Here is a 21,761-nt window from a genome sequence, read left to right on the forward strand (position 1 = left end):
ATGACACTCGATTTCTGGGGGCTGGGCCTGCAGGCGGTCAACGTCCTGATCCTTGTCTGGCTGCTGACACGGGTGTTCTGGCGCCCTGTCGCGGCGGCGATTGTGGCGCGGCAGACCGCGGCGCAGGCCCTGCTGAGCGATGCGGAGGGGACGCAGGCCAAGGCCGACGCCGCGCTGGCAGAGGTCACCAAGGCGCGCGAGGAGATCGCGGCGGAGCGCGCGGCGATGTTGGCTTCGGCGGCGCAGGAGGCTGAGGTTGCCGTGCAGGCGAAGATGGCCGAGGCGCGCGCCAAGGCCGAAGCTCTGGTCGAGGCGGCCAAGGTTGCGCAGGGACATGCGGCAGAGGCGGCGCGCAAAGAGCAGACCCGGCAGGCGGCAACTCTGGCAGTCGAAATTGCGGGCAAACTGCTGGCGCGGCTTGATCCGAATGCGGTGCAGGGCGCGTTTCTGGCGCAGCTGGTGGCGGCGGTGGAGGGCTTGCCGGAGCAGGACCGCGCGGCGCTGACGCGCGGCGGGACGCTGGTCAGTGCCGCTGCGCTGGATGACGCGGGCCAAGCGCGGATTGCTGAGGCGCTTGGGAAAATGCCGGGTCTGACGTTCGTGGTCGATCCTGCGCTGATCGCTGGGTTCGTCCTGCGCACACAGCATGTGGTGTTACATGACAGCTGGCAGTCGGATCTGGACCACATCTTGAAGGACCTGCGCCATGCCGCGTGATACGCCAGACTGGCTGAAGGCGGCCCGCGACACGGTGCAGGCCAGCACCCCCGGCCCCCGGGTTGAGCGGCGCGGCAGGGTCGAGGAGATCGGTGACGGGGTTGCGATGATCTCGGGCCTTAGCGATGTGCGGCTGGACGAGGTACTGCGGTTTCAGGGCGGGCAGGTGGGCTTTGCCCGCGTGCTCGACCCCGACAGGATCGGCTGCGTGATGCTGGACGGCGCCACGGCGGTTGAGGCGGGGGATGCGGTGTATGGCACGGGCGAGGTCGTCAACGTGCCCGTGGGCGAGGCCCTGCTGGGGCGCATTGTCGATCCGCTGGGCCGCCCGATGGACGGCAAGGGCGCGATCGAGGCTGAGGATCATCTGCCGATCGAACGCCCGGCCCCTTCGATCATCGAACGCGATCTGGTGACCGAGCCGGTGCAGACCGGGGTGGTGGTGGTCGACACGCTGTTCGCCCTTGGTCGGGGCCAGCGAGAGCTGATCGTCGGCGATCACTCCACCGGCAAGACGACGCTGGCGATTGATGCGCTGATCGCGCAGCGCGACAGTGACATGATCTGCATCTATGTCGCCGTGGGGCAGAAGACCTCCAGCGTGCGGCGGGCGATTGATGCGCTGCAGGCAGAGGGCAACTTTGCCCGCTGTATCGTGCTGGTGGCCGAGGCCGCCTCGGCCCCCGGGTTGCAATGGATCGCGCCCTATGCGGGCATGACCATGGCGGAATATTTCCGCGACAAGGGGCAACATGCGCTGGTGGTGATCGACGATCTGTCCAAACACGCCGCCACCCACCGCGAGATTGCGCTGCTGACCCGACAGTCGCCGGGGCGCGAGGCCTATCCGGGCGATGTCTTCTATATCCATGCCCGCTTGCTGGAGCGCGCGGCGAAACTGTCGCCAGCGCGCGGCGGCGGGTCACTGACCGCCTTGCCGATTGCCGAGACGGACGCGGGCAACCTGTCGGCCTATATCCCGACGAACCTGATCTCGATCACCGACGGGCAGATCGTGCTGGATGCGGCGCTGTTCCACCAGGGGCAGAAACCGGCGGTGGACGTCGGGCTGAGCGTCAGTCGCGTGGGTGGCAAGACGCAGGCCAAGGTGTTGCGCAGTGCCGCGGGTACCCTGCGTCTGGACTATGCACAGTTTCTGGAGCTGGAGGTCTTCACCCGCTTTGGCGGCATGCCCGATGGCCGGGTGCGCCAGCAACTGACGCGGGGCGCGCGGATCCGCGAGGTCCTGCGCCAGCAACAGCACGCGCCCCTGCATCTGGCTGAGGAGGTGGCGCTGCTGCTGGCGGTGCAGTCGGGGCTGCTGGACGCGCTGCCGCTGAAGGCTGTGGCGACGTTTCGCACCGGGCTGGCGACGGTTCTGAACGCTGAGGCGGGCGAGGCGATGCGCGCCCTTGGTGACGGGGCGGAGATGAGCGAGGCGACGCGCGACGCTCTGCTGGATGTGATGCGCCGGTTCGCCGACAGCCTGCCGGAGGCCGCAGCGTGACCGAGCGGCTGGCCGATATCAGTGCCCGGATCGAGGGGGTGCGGCAGCTCGGTGCGGTGGTGAATGCGATGAAGGGGATCGCGGCGGCGCGCGCGCGCACGGCACGCTCTCAGGTGCTGGCGGTCGACAGCTATGCGGCGACGATTGCAGAGGCGGTCTCAACCGCCATCGGGCCTGAGGCGGCGCGGGAAATGGCGCCTGCCGGGGGGGCGACGGGCCTGCTGGTGTTCTGCGCCGAACAGGGCTTTGCCGGCGCCTTTAGTGAGCGGGTTCTGGACGGGATCGGCGCGGATCTGGTGCCCGAGCGGCTGTTCCTGATCGGCACGCGCGGGCTGTCGGTTGCGGCCGCGCGGGGGATCACGCCGATGTGGAGCGGGGCCATGCCTTCGCACAGTCCGGGCATTCCGAAACTGGCGGACCGGATCACCAATGCGCTTTATACCGAGGTCTCGGCCGGGCGGATCGCGCGGCTGGAGGTGGTCTATACCACTTGGGATGCAGGGCGGCCGTCGCTGCTGCGCCATGGGCTGTTTCCGATTGATCTGGCCGATCTGCCGCCCGCGCTTGGCACCCGCCCGCTGATGCAGCTGTCGCCTGCCGATCTGCTCGACCGGCTGGGCATGGACCATGTGCATGCGCTGATCTGCAAGGCCGCGCTGCACGCCTACGCTGCCGAAAACGAGGCCCGGATGGAAGCGATGAGCGCCGCCGCCACCCAGATTGAGCGCGAGCTTGAGGTGTTTCAGGCCACTCTGCGCCGGGTCCGGCAAGAGGCGATCACCGCCGAAATCATTGAGCTTGGCACCGGGGCTGCAGCCGCAGGTTGATCCGGATCAACGTGGGCCCGGGCGAATCGCCATAGGCTTGACTCTGACACGTCACCCCAACCTCCGGAGACTGATATGACCCGCAAGGCAGACACTGCACCGCAGACATCGGACGCCCTCACGCAATTCGCCCTTCCCGCGTTTGGGTCGATGTTCCAGATGGGCACCGCCTGGATGGAAAACATTACTGCGATCAGCGCCGAGATGGCAGAGTTCATGAGCACGCGCCTGCAGCAGGAAATGGCGGCGCAGCAGGCCCTGCTCGGCTGCAAAAACCTGGGCGAGCTGGAAGCACTGCGGGCCGATTTCCTGAAAACCACGATGAGCGACTACATGGCGCAGGCGTCGAAAATCGCCGAGATGACCGGCAAGGTAAGCAGCGAGATGGCCGTGGATCAGCTGCACCACCAGCACGCGACGCCGCTTTAAGCGCACAAGGTCACATGGCGGCGGCGGGGCTGACACAGATCAATGCCGCGCCGCAGCGAGGTCCCTAGGATCAGGCCAAGACTCGACTGAGACTTTGACGCCATCCATCAAGGGAGACGCCGTTTGGATCCGCTCAAGACAGTTAAGACCGCCGCTTTGCCGGTGCCGGAACAGCCCTCGGTCTATGCCGAGATCGACCGGGTGGTGCATGCGGGCGTGGCCAGGGCGACCTCGGGGCTGGCGCCGTCGATGTTCGGCGAAGCCTGGATGGACTGGGCCGTGCATATGGCCGTGTCACCGGGCAAGCAATTGCAACTGATGGAGAAATCTCTGCGCGATACGCAGGCGCTCGCGGCGCAGGCCTTTAGGGGCGCGGCGGGCGACGCCGCCCCGGATGCCCGATTTGCAGGCGAGGGGTGGCAGGCCTATCCCTTCAACATCTGGGCGCAGTCGCATCAGCAGGCTTGGCGCTGGTGGCAGGAGGTCGTGACCGGCGTGCATGGCGTCACCCCGGCCCATGAAAAGCTGATGGCCTTTACCACGGGGCTTGTGGTCGATGCTGCCGCGCCGTCGAATTTTCCGGCGACCAACCCCGAGGTGATCGCAGCGACGCTTGCTGAAAAGGGCCAGAACCTGGTGCGCGGTGTGCAAAACCTGGGCGAGGATATCGGCCGCAAGTCGGGCGCGCAGGCATCGCAGACGCCGCCGCATTTCGCCGTTGGCCAGACTCTCGCCATGACCCCCGGCAAGGTGGTGTTCCGCAACGAGCTGATCGAGCTGATCCAGTACACCCCGCAGAGCGATACGGTGCGACCCGAGCCGATCCTGATCGTGCCGGCCTGGATCATGAAGTATTATATCCTCGACCTGTCGCAGACCAATTCGCTGGTCAAGTATCTGGTAGAGCAGGGATATAGCGTCTTTATCCTGTCGTGGAAAAACCCCGGCGCCGAAGATCGCGGTCTTGGGATGGAGGACTATCGCCAGCTGGGCGTGGTCGAGGCGGTGGACGCGGTTCAGGCGATCACCAAGGCGGAAAAGATCCACGCGGTTGGCTATTGTCTGGGCGGCACCCTGCTGTCGATTGCCGCGGCGGCGATGGCGCGGGATGGCGATGACCGGCTGGCCAGTGTCAGCTTGCTGGCGGCGCAGATCGACTTTACCGACGCGGGAGAGCTGCGGCTGTTCATCAGCGAGTCAGAGGTGACGCTGATCGAGGACATGATGGCGCAGACCGGCTTTCTGACCTCGGATCAGATGTCGGGGGCTTTTGCGCTGCTGCGCGCACGGGATCTGATCTGGGCGCCGATGATCCGCGATTACATGCTGGGGCAGCGAGGTGACGACTTTGACCTGATGGCCTGGAACGGCGATGCGACGCGGATGCCGGCGCGGATGCATTCGGAATATCTGCGCTGGCTCTACCTCAACAACGATCTGACGGAGGGGCGCTATCACGTCGGGAACAAGGCGGTCGCGGTGAGTGACATTCGCGCGCCGATGTTCGTCGTCGGCACCGAACATGATCACGTTGCGCCATGGCGCTCGGTCTACAAGATCCACCTGTTTGTCGACACGGAGGTGACTTTCGTGCTGACCAGCGGCGGGCATAACGCAGGGATTGTGTCGGAGCCGGGGCACGCGGGGCGGCATTTCCGCATCGCGAAGACGCCGCTGGATGCACCGTTCCGCGATCCCGATGAATGGCTGGCGGCGACGGAGCCGCAGGAGGGGTCTTGGTGGCTGGCCTTTGTCGACTGGCTGAACGCGCGCTCGAGCACGCCCGGGGACTTGCCGCCGATGGGGGGCACCAAGTCCGGCAAATATGCGGCGCTCTGTGATGCGCCCGGAACCTATGTGAGGCAGGCATGATGGATCTGGAGAACAAGATCGCGCTGGTGGTCGGGGTGGCGAACCGGCACTCGATCGCGGCGGGCTGTGCGCAGGCCTTTGCCGATGCCGGGGCCGAGGTGGCGCTGACCTACGTCAACGACAAGGCCCACCCCTTTGTGCAGCCGGTGGCCGATGCGATCAACGCGCCGCTGTTGCTGCCGCTGGACGTCGAAGCGCCTGGGGAGATGGAGGCCGTCTTCGAAGCGGTGCGGCAACGCTGGGGGCGGCTGGATATCCTTGTGCATTCGATTGCCTATTGTCCGGCGGAGGATCTGCATGGCCGGGTCACCGACTGCTCTCAGGCCGGGTTTGCGCGGGCGATGGATATCTCGGTGCACTCGCTGATCCGCATGGCGAAGCTGGCCGAGCCGCTGATGCGCGGTGGCGGCTCGATCCTGACGATGACCTATTATGGCGGCGAAAAGGTGGTTGATCACTACAACATCATGGGGCCGGTCAAGGCGGCGCTGGAGGGTACGATGCGCTCGCTCGCCGTGGAACTGGGGCCTCGGCAGATCCGGGTGAATGCGATCTCGCCCGGGCCTTTGCAGACCCGCGCGGGGTCGGGCATCGCGCATTTTGATGAGCTGATCGATGCGGCGCGGGCGCGTGCGCCCGAGCAATCTCTGGTGACGATTGAAGATGTCGGCGCCATGGCGGTGATGCTGGCGAGCGACGGCGCACGGCAGGTTTCGGGCGAGATCGTCCATATTGACGGAGGGCTGCATGTCCGTGCCTGAGCCCCTGCAATACATTGAGAACAAGACCTATGACGAGATCTCGGTGGGCGACAGTGCCAGCCTGACCCGGACGCTGAGGCCGCAGGATATCGAGCTGTTCGCGGTGATGTCGGGGGATGTGAACCCGGCCCATGTCGATGCCGCCTATGCCGAGACGGACATGTTTCATGGGGTGATTGCCCATGGCATGTGGGGCGGGGCGCTGATCTCGGCCGTACTGGGGACCGAGCTGCCGGGGCCGGGGACCATCTTCCTCAACCAGAGCTTACGGTTCGAGGCGCCGGTGGGCTTGGGTGATACAGTGGTCGTGCGCGTCGAGGTGACGGAGAAGCAGGCGAAGGGGCGGCTGACGCTGGCCTGCACCTGTCTCAACCAGAACGGCAAGATGGTGATTGAGGGCGAGGCGCGTGTGATTGCGCCGCGTGACAAGGTGCGCCGCCCGCGCGTGGTGTTGCCGGAAGTGCATCTGCATACGCAGGGCGCGCAATACGCCCGGCTGATCGCGGCGACGGCGGCGCTGCCGCCGTTGCCGACGGCGGTGGTGCATCCCTGCGATGCGCTGTCGCTGAGTGGCGCGCTGGAGGCGGCGCGGCAGGGGATGATCCTGCCGGTGCTGGTCGGCCCGCGTGCCAGGATCGAGGCGGCGGCCAGCGCGGCGGGGCTGGATCTGGGCGGTATCGAGGTAATCGACGCACCCCATAGCCACGCGGCGGCGGCGGCCTCGGTCGCGCTGGTGCGCGCGGGCCGGGTGGGGGCGCTGATGAAGGGGGCGCTGCATACGGATGAGCTGATGGATGCAGTGGTCGACACCGCGCTTGGCCTGCGGACCGAGCGGCGGATGAGCCATATCTATGTCCTCGACGTGCCGACATACCCCAAGCCGCTGCTGGTGACGGATGCGGCGATCAACATCGCGCCCGACCTCGGGGCCAAGCGCGACATTGTGCAGAATGCGATCGATCTGGCGCATTCGCTTGGGATCGCGGTGCCCAAGGTGGCGATCCTGTCGGCGGTCGAGATGGTCAACCCGAGGATGGCCTCGACCCTGGATGCGGCGGCGCTGTGCAAGATGGCGGACCGGGGTCAGATCACCGGCGGGGTGATCGACGGGCCGCTGGCGTTCGACAATGCGATCTCGCCCGCGGCCGCTGCGGCCAAGGGGATCGTGTCGGGCGTGGCGGGGCAGGCCGATATTCTGGTCGCGCCGGATCTGGAGGCGGCCAACATGATGGCGAAACAGCTGATCTACCTCGCCGGGGCGGATGCGGCGGGGATCGTGCTGGGCGCGCGGGTGCCGGTGATCCTGACCAGCCGCGCCGACAGCGCGATGTCGCGACTGGCCTCCTGTGCACTGGCGCAGCTGTTCGCCAGCGCTGGGCGTTCCGCATGAGCGAGGCGATTCTGGTGCTGAACGCCGGGTCGTCGAGCCTGAAGTTCGCCGTTTATGGCGGTGCCTCGGGGGCTCTGGTGCCGGTGCTGCGCGGCAAGGTCGCCGGGATCGGCACGGCGGCGGTGTTTTCGGCGCGCGATGGCGTGGGGGCTGCGGTGCCAGAGGCGGATCTGTTGCAGATTGCGCCAGAGATTGGCCATGACGCGCTGATCCCGCTGCTGCTGGCGTGGATCGCGGGGAATGGGGTGCGCATTACCTCGGCCGGGCACCGGGTGGTGCATGGCGGGCGGGCGCATGCCGGGCCCGCGAAGGTCAGCGCGGATTTGCTCGAGGAGTTGGAGGCGCTGGTGCCGCTGGCGCCGCTGCATCAACCGCATAACCTCGACGCGATCCGCTCGGTTGCCGCGTTTGCGCCGGAACTGCCGCAGGTCGCGTGTTTCGACACCAGCTTTCATCGCACACAGGACAGGCTCGCCCAGCTCTTTGCCCTGCCGCGCGAGATGAGCGAGGCGGGCATCCTGCGCTATGGCTTTCATGGGCTGTCCTATGACTATATCGCCGGGCGTCTGCCCGAGGCGCTGGGCGCGCGGGCCGAGGGGCGCGTGATCGTGGCACACTTGGGCAATGGCGCCAGCATGTGCGCGATGCGGGGGCGGCAGAGCGTCGCCACCAGCATGGGGTTCACGGCGCTCGACGGGCTGATGATGGGGCAGCGGTGCGGAGCGCTCGATCCCGGAGTGGTGCTGTACCTGATGCAGCAAAAGGGGATGAGCGCCGAAGCGGTGGGCCATGTCCTGTATGAGAAATCGGGTCTGGCCGGGGTCTCGGGGATGACCAACGATATGACCGTCCTGCAGGCCAGTGACTCTGCAGAGGCGCGTGAGGCGATTGCGCTGTTTTGCTACCGTGCCGCCGGAGAGCTGGCGCAGCTGGTGGCGGCGATCGACGGCCTCGATGCGATTGTCTTTACCGCCGGGATTGGTGAGAACTCGGCTGAGGTGCGGGCGATGATCTGTGACCGGCTCGGCTGGCTGGGTGTCACGCTCGATATGCAGGCCAATGCAGCAAATGCGACGCGGATCAGCGCGGCGGGGTCGGCTGTTGCGGTGCTGGTGATCCCGACGGATGAGGAGGCGGTGATCGCCGCCGCCACCCATCGCCTCGGCACTGATCTGGGTTAGTACGCAGGCGGGCGCTGAAAGGTAAGTTAGCGGAACCCGCCGTCTCTCCAAGGCGCTGAAGTTGGAAAAGGTGCCTCACATGACGACCGACGCCACCCTCTGGGGGCTGGAAGAACGCTTTTGGACCGACGGAGCCGAAAGCGCCCGCAGCATGACCGCCAAGAACGCCGTTTTCGTCTTTCCCTATCCGGCCGGCATCCTCAGCGGTGATACGATCTGGCGCGAAAAGGACGTCGCGCAGCGCTGGCAGTCCATCGTGATCAGTGAGCGCTTCGTCTCGCGCAAGGGTGATATCGCCGTGCTGGCCTATCGCGTCTCCGCCGAGCGCGGCGGCGAACCGATCTACGAGGCGCTCTGCACCTCGACCTACCTCAGGGATGACGAAACCTGGCTGCGTCTGTCGCACCAGCAGACCCCGTTGGTCTGAACGCGCCCGAGCCCGACTTTTACATTCTGCGCCTGACACCGCCCCGCCCTTTGGCGGCGCGGGGCTTGCGTGTGGCCACCGGCATCGCTTGCCAGAACAGGAAGCTGAAATGCCGAAACGCCCTATGTCTGAATGCCACTTTGAATGCCGCGCCCGCGCGGGCGAGCCGTTTGCGTCGCGCCGGTGGCTATCGTGAACGCAGGATTGCATCGGTTTTTCACCGGCTCCGAGGGCACGACACCCTGGTCCGATATTGCCCCTGTCCGCGCCGAGCTGTTCGGCTTTGAGCGTCTTGAGCAGCACGCCATCAGCCTGGCCGCAGCACAAAGCATCACGGCCCGGCCCCTGCGCGTCCCCTCGCTGCACCGCAGGCTGGATCACAACGCCGCCGCACTGCTGGCGGCCTGGCGCGCCAGTGGCCGCGAGGTGGCCGAGGGCCGTCCCGTGGTGCCCGCCGCTGAGTGGTTGCTGGACAATTACCACCTTGTCGAGGCGCAGATCCGCGAGATCCGCACTGACCTGCCGCCGGGCTATTACCGGCTGCTGCCAAAGCTCGCCGCCGGGCCGTTTGCCGGGTATCCGCGTGTTTTCGGGCTGGTCTGGGCCTTTGTCGCCCATACCGACAGCCACTTTACCGCCGTCGCGCTGCGCCGCTTTCTGCAGGCCTATCAGAGCGTGCAACCCCTGACGATTGGCGAGCTTTGGGCCGTGGCGATCACCTTGCGGATTGTCATGGTGGAAAACCTCTGCCGGTTGTCGAACCAGATCATCGTCGGGCGCACCATGCGTCAGGAGGCCGACGCCTTGGCAGATCTGGTGTTGATGCCGGGGCGCAGCCACAATGGGTTGTCTGCGGCGCTGGCCTGCTATCCCGATGTGGCGCTGCCCGAGGGCTTTGCCTCGCAGCTGGCGAAACGGTTGCGCGACAGTGATCCGGTGACAACGCCGACGCTCGGCTGGCTGGAGGAGCGGCTGGAGGGGCAGGGCAGTTCGATCGATCTGGTGGTGCAGCACGCGCAGGAACGGCAGGGCGCGTCGAACGTCAGTGTGCGCAATGTCATCACCTCGATGCGCACGATCTCTGAGCTGGACTGGGCCGATCTGTTTGAAAGCGTCAGCCCGGTGGATGCGGTGCTGCGTCTGCATCCGGGCTACGGCGCGATGGATTTCGCCAGCCGCAATCAGTACCGCACGGCCGTCGAGGGGTTTGCCCGTCGCGGCACCCTGTCGGAGACCGAAGTTGCCGCCGATGCGATTGAGGCGGCCCGCGCCGTGCAGGCGGGGATATCTGACGCGGAGCCGGACCGGCGTGCCTGCGATCCCGGCTGGCATCTGCTGGCCGAGGGACGCCCGGCGCTGGCCGCGCGCGTTGGTCTGCGCCCCGGGCGCTGGCGGCGGTTTGGCTATCGTCCGGGGCTGCGGCTTTATGCGGGCGCGATCTTTGCGCTGACGCTGGCGCTCGTGGCCGTTTCGGGGCTGGCGCTGTCGGCCAGTGGCGCGCCTGTTGGTCTGCTGGTGCTCTGGGCGCTGGCGGCGCTGATCCCGGCGAGCACGGTGGCGCAGGCCTTTGTCGACCGCGCTGTCGGCTGGATGGTGCATGCCGTGCCGCTGCCCGGTCTGGCGCTGGAGGGCGGCGTGCCGAGCGCGCTGCGCACCATGGTCGTCGTGCCGACTCTGCTGAGCGATGCGGCCGACCTCACCGCCCAGATCGAGGCGCTGGAGGTGCATCACCTGTCCGGCGCGGGTGGCGACATGAGCTTTGCGCTGCTGACCGATGGCAAGGACGCGCCCGAGCAGGAGATGCCGCAGGACGCGGCGCTGCTGGCGCTGGCGCGCGATGGCATTGCCGCGCTGAACCGGACCTATGCGCCGGGGCCGGGGGGCCCGCTGTTCCTGCATCTGCACCGCCGCCGTCTGTTCAACCCCGCCGAGGGCGTCTGGATGGGCTGGGAGCGCAAGCGCGGCAAGCTGCATGAGCTGAACCGCCTGCTGCGCGGTGCGGTGGATACCGGGTATATCGACGAAGATGGCCTCAGCCCCTCAGTGCCGGAGGATGTCCGCTATGTGATCACGCTGGATTCCGACACGCGGATGCCGCGCGACGCGGCGATCCGGCTGATCGGCAAGATCGCCCATCCGCTGAACCGGGCAGTGTTTGATCCCCTCTGCCAGCGCGTCATTGCCGGTCATGCGATCCTGCAACCGCGCGTCACACCCGAGATCGCGGTGGGGCGCAGGGCCTCGGCCTACCTCGCGGCGACCTCCGGCCCCGGCGGGATGGACCCTTACGCGGCGGCCTCCTCCGACATCTATCAGGATCTGTTCGGCGAGGGGTCTTTCACCGGCAAGGGCATCTACGAGATCGACACTTTCGAGGCGGCGATGGCGGGCCGTGTGCCCGAGAACGCCCTGCTGAGCCATGACCTGCTGGAGGGGATCTTTGCCCGCGCCGGTCTTGCCTCGGATATCGAGGTGGTCGAGGCGTTTCCCGATCGTTACGACATCGCCGCGCGCCGCACCCATCGCTGGAGCCGGGGTGACTGGCAGTTGTTGCCGTGGCTTGGCGCGCTGCCCGCGCTTGGGCGGATCAAGGTGCTGGACACGTTGCGACGCTCGGCTCTGGCGCCGATGGCGCTGGCGACGCTGGTGCTGGGGTGGATGCTGCCCTGGCCTGCAGCGGTGGTGGCGACGCTGATGGTGATGGTGGCGCTGGCGCTGCCCGCGTCGGTTCAGGCGGTCATGGGCGTCATGCCGCGCCTGTCGGCGGGGCTGCATCTGCGCAATCACATGCGCCGCTCGGCCCGCGATATCGCGCTGGCGGCCTTGCAGGTCGCGCTGACCTTTGCCTTTCTTGCCGATACGGCGGACCGCATGGCGGATGCGATTGTGCGCACCCTCTGGCGGATGGGTGTGTCGCGGCGGCACCTGCTGGAGTGGACGACGGCGGCGCAGGCCTCGGCCTCGGCCCGGCTGGGCTTCGCGGGCTTTGTGCGCTGGATGATGCCGGGGATGCTGCTGGGTCTGGTCGCGGCTGCGCTGGCCTTTGCGGTTTCACCGACCTCCTGGGCCTTGATCCTGCCGTTTGCAGTGCTCTGGCTGGCCGCGCCTGTGATTGCGCTCAGGGTCAGCCGGGCGCCGAAGCCTGCCGCTGACGCCGCGCTGAGGGGCGAGGACGCCGATGTCCTGCGCCTGATCGCGCGCCGCACATGGCGCTATTTCGAGACCTACGTGACCGCAGAACAACACCACCTGCCGCCCGACAACGTGCAGGAGGTGCCGCGTCAGGCCGTGGCGCACCGGACCTCGCCCACCAATATCGGGCTGTATCTGTTGTCGGCCATTGTTGCGCGGGATTTCGGCTGGGCCGGGACGCGCCAGACCGCCGAGAGGCTGCAGGCGACGCTGGACACAATGCGCACCTTGCCGCGCTTCCGGGGGCATTTCTACAACTGGTACGACACCGATGATCTGCGCGTACTGGACCCGCCCTATGTCTCTTCTGTCGACAGTGGCAACCTCGCCGGGCACCTGATCGCCTTGGCCAATGCGGTGGAGGAGTGGGCCGAGGATACCACGCCGGGGCCGATGGTTGCGGGGCTCACCGATGCCATCACTCTGGCGCGCGGCGATCTGACGGCGGCCTCTGATCCGGCGATTGCCGAGCTGCTGGATTCGCTGGCGGCGGGCCTTGCCACGCCGGTGCTGTCCTGGGCGCAGATGCAGCGACTGGCCGCCAAGGCCGAGGCGCTGGACACAGCGTCGCCATCCTGGCTGACGGCCCTGCGGCAGGGGATCGAGGCGCATGCCGCCGATGACGCGATGGACAGCGGTGTGCGCGCAGGGCAGAGCGATCAGCTGCGTGCGATAGGCCATACCGCGCGCGCGATGGCGATGGAGATGGACTTTGCCTTCCTGCTGGATCCTGAGCGCAAGCTGCTGTCGATCGGCTATTCCGGCCATGAAAACGCGCTTGATCCGGGGTGTTTCGATTTGCTGGCGTCCGAGGCGCGGCTGGCCAGCCTGTTTGCCGTCGCCAAGGGCGATGCGCCGCTGCGCCACTGGTTCCGGCTGGGACGGGCGGCGACGCCATTGCCGGGGGGCGCGGGGCTGATGTCGTGGTCCGGCTCGATGTTCGAATATCTGATGCCGGCGCTGGTGATGCACGAGGCCGAGGGCAGCCTGCTGGGGCGCACCAACCGCCTTGTCGTGGCGCGCCAGCAGGCCTACGGAGCGGCGCATAACGTGCCTTGGGGGATTTCGGAATCCGGCTTCAATGCCCGCGATATCGAGCTGACGTATCAGTATTCCAACTTCGGCGTGCCGGGGCTGGGGCTGAAGCGGGGGCTGGCCAGCAATCTGGTGATCGCGCCCTATGCGACCGGCCTTGCCGCGATGATCGACCCCGGCGCGGCGCGGCGCAATTACGATCTGCTGGAGAGTTTCGGCGCTCTGGGGCGTTACGGCTTTCACGAGGCGCTGGATTTCACACCCTCGCGCGTGTTGCCGGGCGATAACGTCGCCGTGGTGAAAAGCTATATGGCGCACCATCAGGGCATGACCATCGTCGCCATCGCCAATGCGCTGCAGGACGGGCGGATGCGTGACCGCTTCCACGCCGAGCCGATCATCGCCGCCAGCGAGTTGCTGCTGCAGGAGCGGATCCCGCGCGATGTCACCCGCCTCGTGCCACGCGCTGATGAGGCCGTGACGCGCGCAGCGCCGATGGCCGATGACGTGCCGAGGGTGCGCCGGATCGAGGGGATGCCGGAAGGCCCGCCGGTCACGCATCTGATGTCGAACGGGCGCTATGCGGTGATGCTGACGGCCTCCGGGGCCGGGTACAGCCGTTGGGGCGAGATTGCGGTGACCCGCTGGCAATCCGATGCGACGCGCGACGACCAGGGCGCGATCCTGCAGATGCGCGACCTTGGCGACGACCGGCACTGGGCCTTTGGCGCTGTGGCCGCCGATCACGCGCCCGACGCCTGCGACGTGCAGTTTCACGAGGATCATACGACTTTTGCGCGCCGTGACGGTGGCATCGCCTCGATGCTCGACGTCGTTGTCTCGGGCGAGGATGACGCCGAGGTGCGCCGCCTGTCGCTGACCAACATGACCCGCCGGGATCGCGAGATCGAGGTGACCTCCTATTGCGAGCTGGCGTTGACCACCCCAGCCAGCGACGCCGCGCACCCGGCCTTCGCGCGTATGTTCGTGCAGACGGATTACCTGCCCGAGTTCGGTGCGCTGATCGCCTGGCGCAGACCCCGCACACCGGACGAGCCCACTGTCTGGGCCGCGCATTTCGTCGTCGTCGATGGCGAGGCGACCGAGCTGCTGCAATACGACACGGACCGCGCCGCCTGCCTTGGGCGCGATCAGCGGGCCAGTCACGCGTGCCCGTGTAGCAGTGCGCCGCTGAGCGGTCGCCTCGGCACCGTGCTGGACCCGGTGTTTGCGCTGCGCCAGAGGGTGCGGATCGCGCCGGGCAAGACCGCGCAGCTGATGTTCTGGACGCTGGTTGCGGCGACCCGGGACGAGCTGATCGACCTGATCGACCGCCACCACGATCGCAACAGCCATGACCGTGCCCGCACCCTGGCCTGGACACAGGCGCAGGTGCAGCAGCGCCACCTTGGCATCACCTCGGGCGAGGCCGCGGATTTTCAGCGCCTTGCCGCGCCGCTGCTCTACCCCGATGCTCGGTTCCGCGCGCCTGCCAACGTGCTGGTGCAGGGGGCGGGGCCGCAGTCCGGCCTCTGGCCGATGGCGATTTCGGGCGACCTGCCGATCGTGCTGCTAAGGATCGACGATATTGCGGATGTCGCGCAGGTGCGCGCCCTGCTGCAGGCCCATGAATACTGGCGGATGAAGCAGCTGGCTGTCGATCTGGTGATCCTCAACGAACACCCGGCCTCTTATGCGCAGGAGCTGCAGTCGGCCATCGAGACGCAGTTGCGCAGCAGCCATTCCCGCCCGCGCCCCGATCAGGAGCTGGCGAAGGGCACCGTCACCATGCTGCGCGCCGATCTGATCCCGTCGGAGGCTCGGGCCCTGTTGCTCTCGGTTGCGCGTGTCGTGCTGATGGCGCGGCGTGGCGCGATTGGCGATCAGCTGGCGGTGCTGCTGGCCGCGCCTCAGGCTTTGGCCCCGCGTCTCAACCCTCCGAGCCATCCCAAGCGGCCCGCAGTCGCCCTCGCCGATCCTGGCGAGGGGCTGGAGTTCTTCAACGGACTGGGCGGCTTTGCCCGCGACGGGCGCGAATATGTCGTGACGCTGGACGAGGGCGACAGCACACCTGCGCCCTGGATCAATGTCATTGCCAATGCGGGCTTCGGCTTTCAGGTCTCGGCCACGGGCAGCGGATTTGTCTGGGCCGAAAACAGCCGCGACAACCAGCTGACACCCTGGTCCAACGATGCCGTCGCCGATCCGGCGGGCGAGGCTTTCTACATCCGCGACGAGGACACGGGCGAGGTTTTCTCGCCCACTGCCAGTCCGTTGCGCGATGCCGGGCGCTATACGGCGCGGCACGGGTTCGGCTACAGCCGGTTTCAGCACACGGTCGCAGGACTCGCCTGTGATCTGGTGCAGTTCGTACCGCTGGAAGATCCGGTAAAGATCTCTCGTCTGCGCCTGACCAACCTTGGCGGGCGGGCGCGCACGCTGAGCGTTGCGACCTATGCTGAGCCCGTGATGGGCACGTCGCGCGCAGCATCTGCGCCGTTCATCGTCACGGCGCGGCTGGGTGCGGCGCTGCTGGCGCGCAATCCGTGGAACACGTCGTTTCCGGGGCGGGTGCTGTTTTCCGATCTGAACGGCGCGGCCACCGGCTGGACCGGCGACCGGACCGAGTTTCTGGGGCAGGGCTGTTGCCGGGGTGCGCCGCTTGCCATGACCTCTGGCGCGACCCTGTCGGGGCGCACGGGGGCTGGCCTCGATCCCTGTCTCGCGCTGACGCGACTCGTGACGCTGGCACCGGGCGAAAGCGTCGAAGTCACGCATTTCCTTGGCCAATCCGCGACGGAAGAGGCGGCAGCGGCGCTGCTGTTGCGATTGCATGCCGCCGACCTCGATCAGCTTTTTGCTGAAGTCGAGACGCATTGGGCAGAGGCGCTCGGCGCGGTGCAAGTGCAGACACCGGACCGGGCCATGGATATCATGGTGAACGGCTGGCTGCTCTATCAGACCATCGCCTGCCGCATTCTGGCCCGCAGCGCGTTTTATCAGGCCAGCGGGGCCTATGGCTTTCGTGATCAGCTGCAGGACGGCATGGCGCTGACCTTCAGCCAGCCCGAGCGGACCCGCGCCCACCTGCTGCGCGCCGCTGGACGACAGTTCCGTGAAGGCGATGTGCAGCACTGGTGGTTGCCGCATTCAGGGCAGGGCGTGCGCACCCGGATTTCGGATGACGTGGTCTGGCTGGGCCATGCCGTTGCGGCCTATGTCGCCACGACCGGCGACGCGGCTGTACTGGACGAACCGGTCGCCTTCCTCGACGGTCCGGCGCTGGCTGCGGGAGAGCACGACGCCTTCTTCCTGCCCGATCGCAGTGCCGAAGAGGCGACGCTGTTTGACCACTGCGTTCTGGCCCTCGACCGCTGTCTGGATATGGCGGGCCCGCTGGGGCTGCCGCTGATCGGCGCCGGCGACTGGAACGACGGGATGAACCGCGTCGGTGCCGAAGGGCGCGGCGAAAGCGTCTGGCTCGGCTGGTTCCTGCTGCGCACGCTGGCGGATTTCGCGCCTCTGGTCGAAGCGCGTGCGCCCGAGGTGGCCGCGCGCTGGAAGATCGACGCCGAAGCCCTGCGCATGGCAATCGAGACCGAGGCCTGGGACGGCGCGTGGTATCGCCGCGCCACTTTCGACGATGGCACATGGCTGGGCACGGCAACCGGCACGGCCTGCCATATCGATTCGATTGCGCAAAGCTGGGCGGTTCTGTCAGGGGCGGCGGACCCTGAGCGTGCGGCCCGCGCGATGGAGTCCTTTGACAGCTATCTGATGCGGCGCGACGAGGGCCTCGCCCTGCTGTTCACGCCGCCCTTTGATGGCGGCACGCCCGACCCCGGTTATATCGCGGCCTATCCACCGGGCCTGCGCGAGAACGGCGGGCAATACACCCACGCCGCCCTCTGGGCGATTCTGGCCTGGACGGAGCTGGGGCAGGGCGACAAGGCGGCTGAGCTGTTTGCCACGCTCAACCCGATCAACCACGCGCTGACCCCGGCGCAGACCGGGCGCTATAAGGTCGAACCCTATGTGATCGCGGCGGACGTCTATTCTGTCGCGCCGAACGTCGGGCGCGGTGGCTGGACCTGGTACACCGGCTCGGGCGCCTGGATGCAGCGCGCGGGTGTGGAGGGGATTCTCGGGCTCAACCGGCGCGGCGATCATCTGAGCGTGCGTCCCTGCCTGCCAACAGATTGGCCGGGGTACAGCGCGCGGATCACCGTCGCGGGCACGCAGATAGAGATTCGCGTGACCCAGGGCGACTCGGCGCCCCATACGGTGCTGGATGGCAAGGATCTGCCCTTTGGAGCCGCAGCGCAGGTCCCGCTTGATGGGCAGCCGCACAGCCTGGTGCTGCATTTGCAGCTGGCCAGCCGGTAGCGCCACGTCGGGATTGGGAAACGGGGTAGCGCGCTCAGACAAAGGGCGCGCGATCGCAAAGGCGAAAGCTTGCAAACAAGGCCTTCGGCCGTTGCAAAGCTTCGATTACATTTCAAATTTATAAGTGTTTTCGGTACTTTGAGTGTGACGTGGTATCGTCACACTTTGGCCAAAACCCTTGAGAGGGTAGTGGTGCCCAGGAGAGGACTCGAACCTCCACGTCCTTGCGAACACTAGCACCTGAAGCTAGCGCGTCTACCATTCCGCCACCTGGGCAGGTGTCGTGAGGGGCCGTATAGGGGTCACGCAAAACACTGTCAACGACGTTTTTTAGCATTTTCGTAAACAGCTTCACACAATGCGCCATATCACCTTGCCCGGAGGGGTTCAGAGGTCTAGGAAAAGGAAAACCATGGCTAGCCGGAGGTTCTTCCCTATGTCCAAGCTCGTCACAATTTTCGGCGGTTCGGGATTTGTTGGTCGTTATGTTGCCCTGCGCATGGCGCAGCAGGGCTGGCGTGTGCGTGTCGTCGGGCGCAGGCCGGATGAGGCCGGATTCGTCAGGACATACGGTGTTGTCGGTCAGGTCGAGCCGGTCTTCGGCAATATCCGCAATGATGACTCTGTGCGCGCCGTGACGCGCGGTGCCGATGTCGTGGTGAATTGCGTCGGCACGTTCGACGCCAAGGGCCGCAACAACTTCGATGCCGTTCAGGTCGAAGGCGCGGGCCGAATCGCCCGTATCGCCGCCGAAGAAGGTGTGGCGCGCATGGTCCATATCTCGGCCATCGGCGCAGATACCGAATCTGAGAGCGCCTATTCCCGCTCCAAGGCCGAAGGCGAAGCGGCTGTGCTGGCGCATATGCCCGGCGCGATGATCCTGCGGCCTTCGGTGATCTTCGGGTCCGAGGACAAGTTCTACAATCGCTTTGCCGACATGACAAAGTTCACGCCGATCCTCGGGATCTTCGGCGGGGCGACGCAGTTCCAGCCGGTCTGGGTCGATGACGTTGCCGCCGCCGCTGAAAAAGGCGTGCTCGGCACCGTTCCCGGCGGGATCTATGAGCTTGGCGGGCCGGACAAAGGCAGCTTTGCAGAGCTGCTGCGCGAAATGCTGGTGGTTATCCAGCGTCGCCGCGCGGTTGTGAACATGCCCTTCTTTGTCGGGCAGCTGATGGCCTTTGTGCTTGACGGTGTGCAGGCGGTCTCGCTCGGTCTGCTGCACAACAGCATGCTGACGCGTGATCAGGTGCGTTCGCTGCGCGTCGACAATGTTGTCAGCGGCACTGAAAAGACCTTTGCCGATCTGGGGATCGAGCCTGTCGCGGTGGAAGCCGTGCTGCCCGACTACCTCTGGCCGTTCCGCCCTTCCGGGCAGTACGCGGCGATCAAGGCTTCGGCCAAGAACCTCAAGGCCTGAGGGCCGGCGGGCCACAGGCTCCGCTGACGGATACAGAAAACCCGGCGCTGTGAGGCGCCGGGTTTTCTCGTTTCAGATCATGTGCTTGTGTCAGGCTGTTTCGGGGATCGAGGCGCCATAGATGTAGGCGTACCACAGCAGGAACAGCCCCAGAATGACGCGGTAGATCACGTAGGGCGTGAAGCTGACCGATTTCAGCAGCCGCATCATCAGCGTCAGGGCGATCAGGGCCGACAGGAAGGCAAAGACTGCGGCAATCGCCCCATCACGCGCGGCGGCAGCATCGGCCGTGGCGATCACTTCGCCCGCCAGAAAAATCGCCGAGGCGATGATCGTCGGTATCGACATCAACATAGAGATCTTGGCGGCAGACTGGCGTTCATAGCCGGCAAACAGGGCCCCGGTGATGGTGATGCCGGACCGCGACGTGCCGGGGATAAGCGCAACCGCCTGCCAAAGACCCAGGATCCAGGCGTGCTTCATGCTCCATTCCGCGGTGGTCTTGCCGGTGTCGCCGCGACGGTCCGCGATATAGAGGACGACGCCGAAAATCAGCATGGTCCAGCCGATCACCGCGACCGAGCGCAGCATGTCGTCAAGCCCGGTCAGCGCCAGGAACAGGCCGAAGATGATCACCGGAATGGTCGACACGATCAGCAGCAGCGCCAGTCGCGATCCCGGCGTGTCAGCCTTGCCCCGGGCCAGACGCGGCAGGCCGAGCAGGGCTTCTTTCACGTCGCTCCAGAAATAGACGATGACCGCGCAGAGAGTGCCGACGTGCACCGCGATGTCGATCATCTGCCCCTGGTCCTGCATCCCGGTCAGTCCCGGCAAGAGAATCAGGTGTCCCGACGACGAGATCGGTAAAAATTCGGTAATGCCCTGGATAATTGCCAGAAGCAGAAGTTGGAACAAAGGCATGTGGGGCAGTGTCTCCTCTAGGGGCGTCTGTGTAACGTGTTGTTATAATTGTATAGATACAATATAGGTCCGCTTTGCGACATAAAAATCAACACATCATCAGGGGTGCGTTCGATTTCTTGCATAAAAGTGGCATTATAGGTCAGTCTTTATGACTTTTATTCTTTTTCGCGATCGCTTAAAACTCCTCGGGACAGACGCGTAAAGGAGCTAGGCCGTGGCGAAGCAACCGATGCTGAAATTCGTGACCGTTGACCGGGATATGCCGGAAAAACGTGACGCGGGTATTCGCGCACACGATTTCAATGAGATCTATTCTGAGTTTGCCGCCGCGAAAGCCGAAGAGCAAGCCAGCCGGTGCAGTCAGTGCGGTGTTCCGTATTGCCAAAGTCACTGTCCGTTGCACAACAATATCCCCGACTGGCTGCAACTGACCGCGACCAACCGTCTGGAGGAAGCATACGCGATCTCTCAGGCGACCAACACCTTTCCCGAGATCTGCGGCCGCATCTGCCCGCAAGATCGCCTGTGTGAGGGCAATTGCGTCATCGAACAGTCCGGCCACGGCACTGTGACCATCGGCGCTGTCGAGAAATACATCACCGATACCGCCTGGGAGAAGGGCTGGGTCAAACCCGTCCGCCCGGAGATCGAGCGCGAGGAAAGCGTTGGAATCATTGGCGCAGGCCCCGGTGGTCTGGCCGCTGCCGACATGCTGCGTCAGGCCGGGATTCAGGTGACGGTCTATGACCGCTATGACCGCGCCGGCGGGCTGATGACCTATGGCATCCCCAGCTTCAAGCTGGAGAAAGACATCGTCATGCGTCGCATCGACCAGCTGGAACAGGGCGGCGTCGAGTTCGTGCTGAACTGCAATGTCGGCGAAGACCTCAGCTTTGACGCCATTCGTGGCAAGCATGACGCGGTGCTGATCGCGACGGGCGTCTACAAGACGCGCGAACTGTCGGGCGAGAACGCAGGTGCCGAAGGCATCGTGCGCGCGATTGATTACCTGACCGCCTCGAACAAGGTCAGCTTTGGCGATTATGTCGAAGAATTCGCAACCGGAGAGCTGAACGCGGCGGGCAAGAAAGTCGTCGTCATCGGTGGTGGCGATACGGCCATGGACTGCGTGCGCACCGCCATCCGTCAGGGTGCCGAGAGCGTCAAATGCCTCTATCGTCGTGACCGGGCCAACATGCCGGGCTCGCAGCGCGAAGTTGCCAATGCCGAAGAAGAAGGCGTTGAATTCGTTTGGCTTTCCGCCCCCGTCGGATTCACCACCGGGGTCATCGAACCCGAGGGTGCAGGCGCGGCCTCCGGCATCGTCCGGGGCGCCACGGTCCAGCGGATGCGCCTCGGCGCGCCCGACACCAGCGGCCGCCAGAGCCCCGAAGTGATCGACGGCAGCGACTATACCGAGGACGCGGATCTGGTGATCAAGGCGCTTGGCTTTGAACCCGAAGATCTTCCGAAACTGTGGAACACCGAAGGTCTGGACGTGACCCGCTGGGGCACCGTGCGGGCCGAGTTCGGCTCGGGTCGGACCAGCCTCGACGGGGTTTATGCGGTGGGCGATATCGTGCGCGGCGCAAGCCTTGTCGTCTGGGCCATTCGTGACGGGCGCGACTGCGCTGCGGCGATCCTGGAAGACCTGCAAACCGCCGATGCGATTGCGGCTGAGTGACACTGCGGC

13 protein-coding genes and 1 tRNA gene are annotated in these 21,761 nt (G+C 66.0%); 12 read left to right on the forward strand and 2 right to left on the reverse strand.

The window, feature by feature from the left end; genetic code table 11:
- The 10 genes from F3W81_RS15620 to F3W81_RS21040 all read left to right on the forward strand — a co-directional run bounded on the left by F3W81_RS15620 (position 1) and on the right by F3W81_RS21040 (position 17,724).
- A complete protein-coding gene (locus F3W81_RS15620) occupies positions 1-717 on the forward strand; it encodes a F0F1 ATP synthase subunit delta (RefSeq protein ID WP_193080086.1) in 717 nt (238 codons plus the stop codon).
- The gene (locus F3W81_RS15625; RefSeq protein ID WP_193080087.1) at positions 707-2,224 is read left to right on the forward strand and encodes a F0F1 ATP synthase subunit alpha; all 1,518 of its coding nucleotides are present in this window, start codon (positions 707-709) and stop codon (positions 2,222-2,224) included. The genes F3W81_RS15620 and F3W81_RS15625 overlap by 11 nt, the downstream gene beginning before the upstream one ends.
- Positions 2,221-3,051, forward strand: a complete 831-nt coding sequence (locus F3W81_RS15630) for a F0F1 ATP synthase subunit gamma (RefSeq protein WP_193080088.1) — start codon at positions 2,221-2,223, stop codon at positions 3,049-3,051. Before F3W81_RS15625 ends, F3W81_RS15630 begins: the two co-directional genes overlap by 4 nt.
- Before the next feature lie 75 nt (positions 3,052-3,126).
- The gene (locus tag F3W81_RS15635; RefSeq protein WP_193080089.1) at positions 3,127-3,480 is read left to right on the forward strand and encodes a phasin family protein; all 354 of its coding nucleotides are present in this window, start codon (positions 3,127-3,129) and stop codon (positions 3,478-3,480) included.
- Positions 3,481-3,603: 123 nt separating this feature from the next.
- Positions 3,604-5,352, forward strand: a complete 1,749-nt coding sequence (locus tag F3W81_RS15640) for a PHA/PHB synthase family protein (protein WP_226941710.1) — start codon at positions 3,604-3,606, stop codon at positions 5,350-5,352.
- Complete coding sequence (gene fabI / locus F3W81_RS15645; protein ID WP_226941711.1) at positions 5,349-6,113, forward strand: enoyl-ACP reductase FabI; 765 nt, start codon at positions 5,349-5,351, stop codon at positions 6,111-6,113. Before F3W81_RS15640 ends, fabI begins: the two co-directional genes overlap by 4 nt.
- Positions 6,100-7,503 (forward strand): bifunctional enoyl-CoA hydratase/phosphate acetyltransferase, encoded by a 1,404-nt coding sequence (locus F3W81_RS15650; protein ID WP_193080091.1) that lies wholly within the window; start codon positions 6,100-6,102, stop codon positions 7,501-7,503. Before fabI ends, F3W81_RS15650 begins: the two co-directional genes overlap by 14 nt.
- Positions 7,500-8,684, forward strand: coding sequence for an acetate/propionate family kinase (locus F3W81_RS15655; RefSeq protein ID WP_193080093.1), 1,185 nt, complete (start codon positions 7,500-7,502; stop codon positions 8,682-8,684). The genes F3W81_RS15650 and F3W81_RS15655 overlap by 4 nt, the downstream gene beginning before the upstream one ends.
- Positions 8,685-8,763: 79 nt before the next feature.
- Positions 8,764-9,111 carry a nuclear transport factor 2 family protein gene (locus tag F3W81_RS15660; RefSeq protein WP_193080095.1) on the forward strand — a complete coding sequence of 116 codons (348 nt, stop codon included), beginning with the start codon at positions 8,764-8,766 and terminating at the stop codon, positions 9,109-9,111.
- A gap of 192 nt (positions 9,112-9,303) precedes the next feature.
- Positions 9,304-17,724, forward strand: a complete 8,421-nt coding sequence (locus F3W81_RS21040; protein ID WP_264298872.1) for a GH36-type glycosyl hydrolase domain-containing protein — start codon at positions 9,304-9,306, stop codon at positions 17,722-17,724.
- A gap of 190 nt (positions 17,725-17,914) precedes the next feature.
- On the opposite strand, the gene F3W81_RS15670 is transcribed toward F3W81_RS21040, so the two are convergent.
- Positions 17,915-18,000, reverse strand: a tRNA-Leu gene (locus tag F3W81_RS15670).
- A 160-nt stretch (positions 18,001-18,160) separates the two neighbouring features.
- Between F3W81_RS15670 and F3W81_RS15675 the strand changes: the two genes are divergently transcribed.
- Positions 18,161-19,144, forward strand: a complete 984-nt coding sequence (locus F3W81_RS15675; RefSeq protein WP_193080099.1) for a complex I NDUFA9 subunit family protein — start codon at positions 18,161-18,163, stop codon at positions 19,142-19,144.
- Positions 19,145-19,234: 90 nt separating this feature from the next.
- On the opposite strand, the gene F3W81_RS15680 is transcribed toward F3W81_RS15675, so the two are convergent.
- Positions 19,235-20,065 carry an undecaprenyl-diphosphate phosphatase gene (locus F3W81_RS15680; RefSeq protein WP_193080100.1) on the reverse strand — a complete coding sequence of 277 codons (831 nt, stop codon included), beginning with the start codon at positions 20,063-20,065 and terminating at the stop codon, positions 19,235-19,237.
- A gap of 217 nt (positions 20,066-20,282) precedes the next feature.
- Here F3W81_RS15680 and F3W81_RS15685 point away from each other — a divergent pair, with 217 nt between their 5' ends.
- Positions 20,283-21,752, forward strand: a complete 1,470-nt coding sequence (locus tag F3W81_RS15685) for an NAD(P)-dependent oxidoreductase (protein ID WP_193080101.1) — start codon at positions 20,283-20,285, stop codon at positions 21,750-21,752.
- The last annotated feature ends 9 nt before the right edge of the window (positions 21,753-21,761 follow it).

Origin of the sequence: Pseudooceanicola spongiae (assembly GCF_014899185.1) — a bacterium.
GTDB lineage: Bacteria > Pseudomonadota > Alphaproteobacteria > Rhodobacterales > Rhodobacteraceae > Pseudooceanicola > Pseudooceanicola spongiae.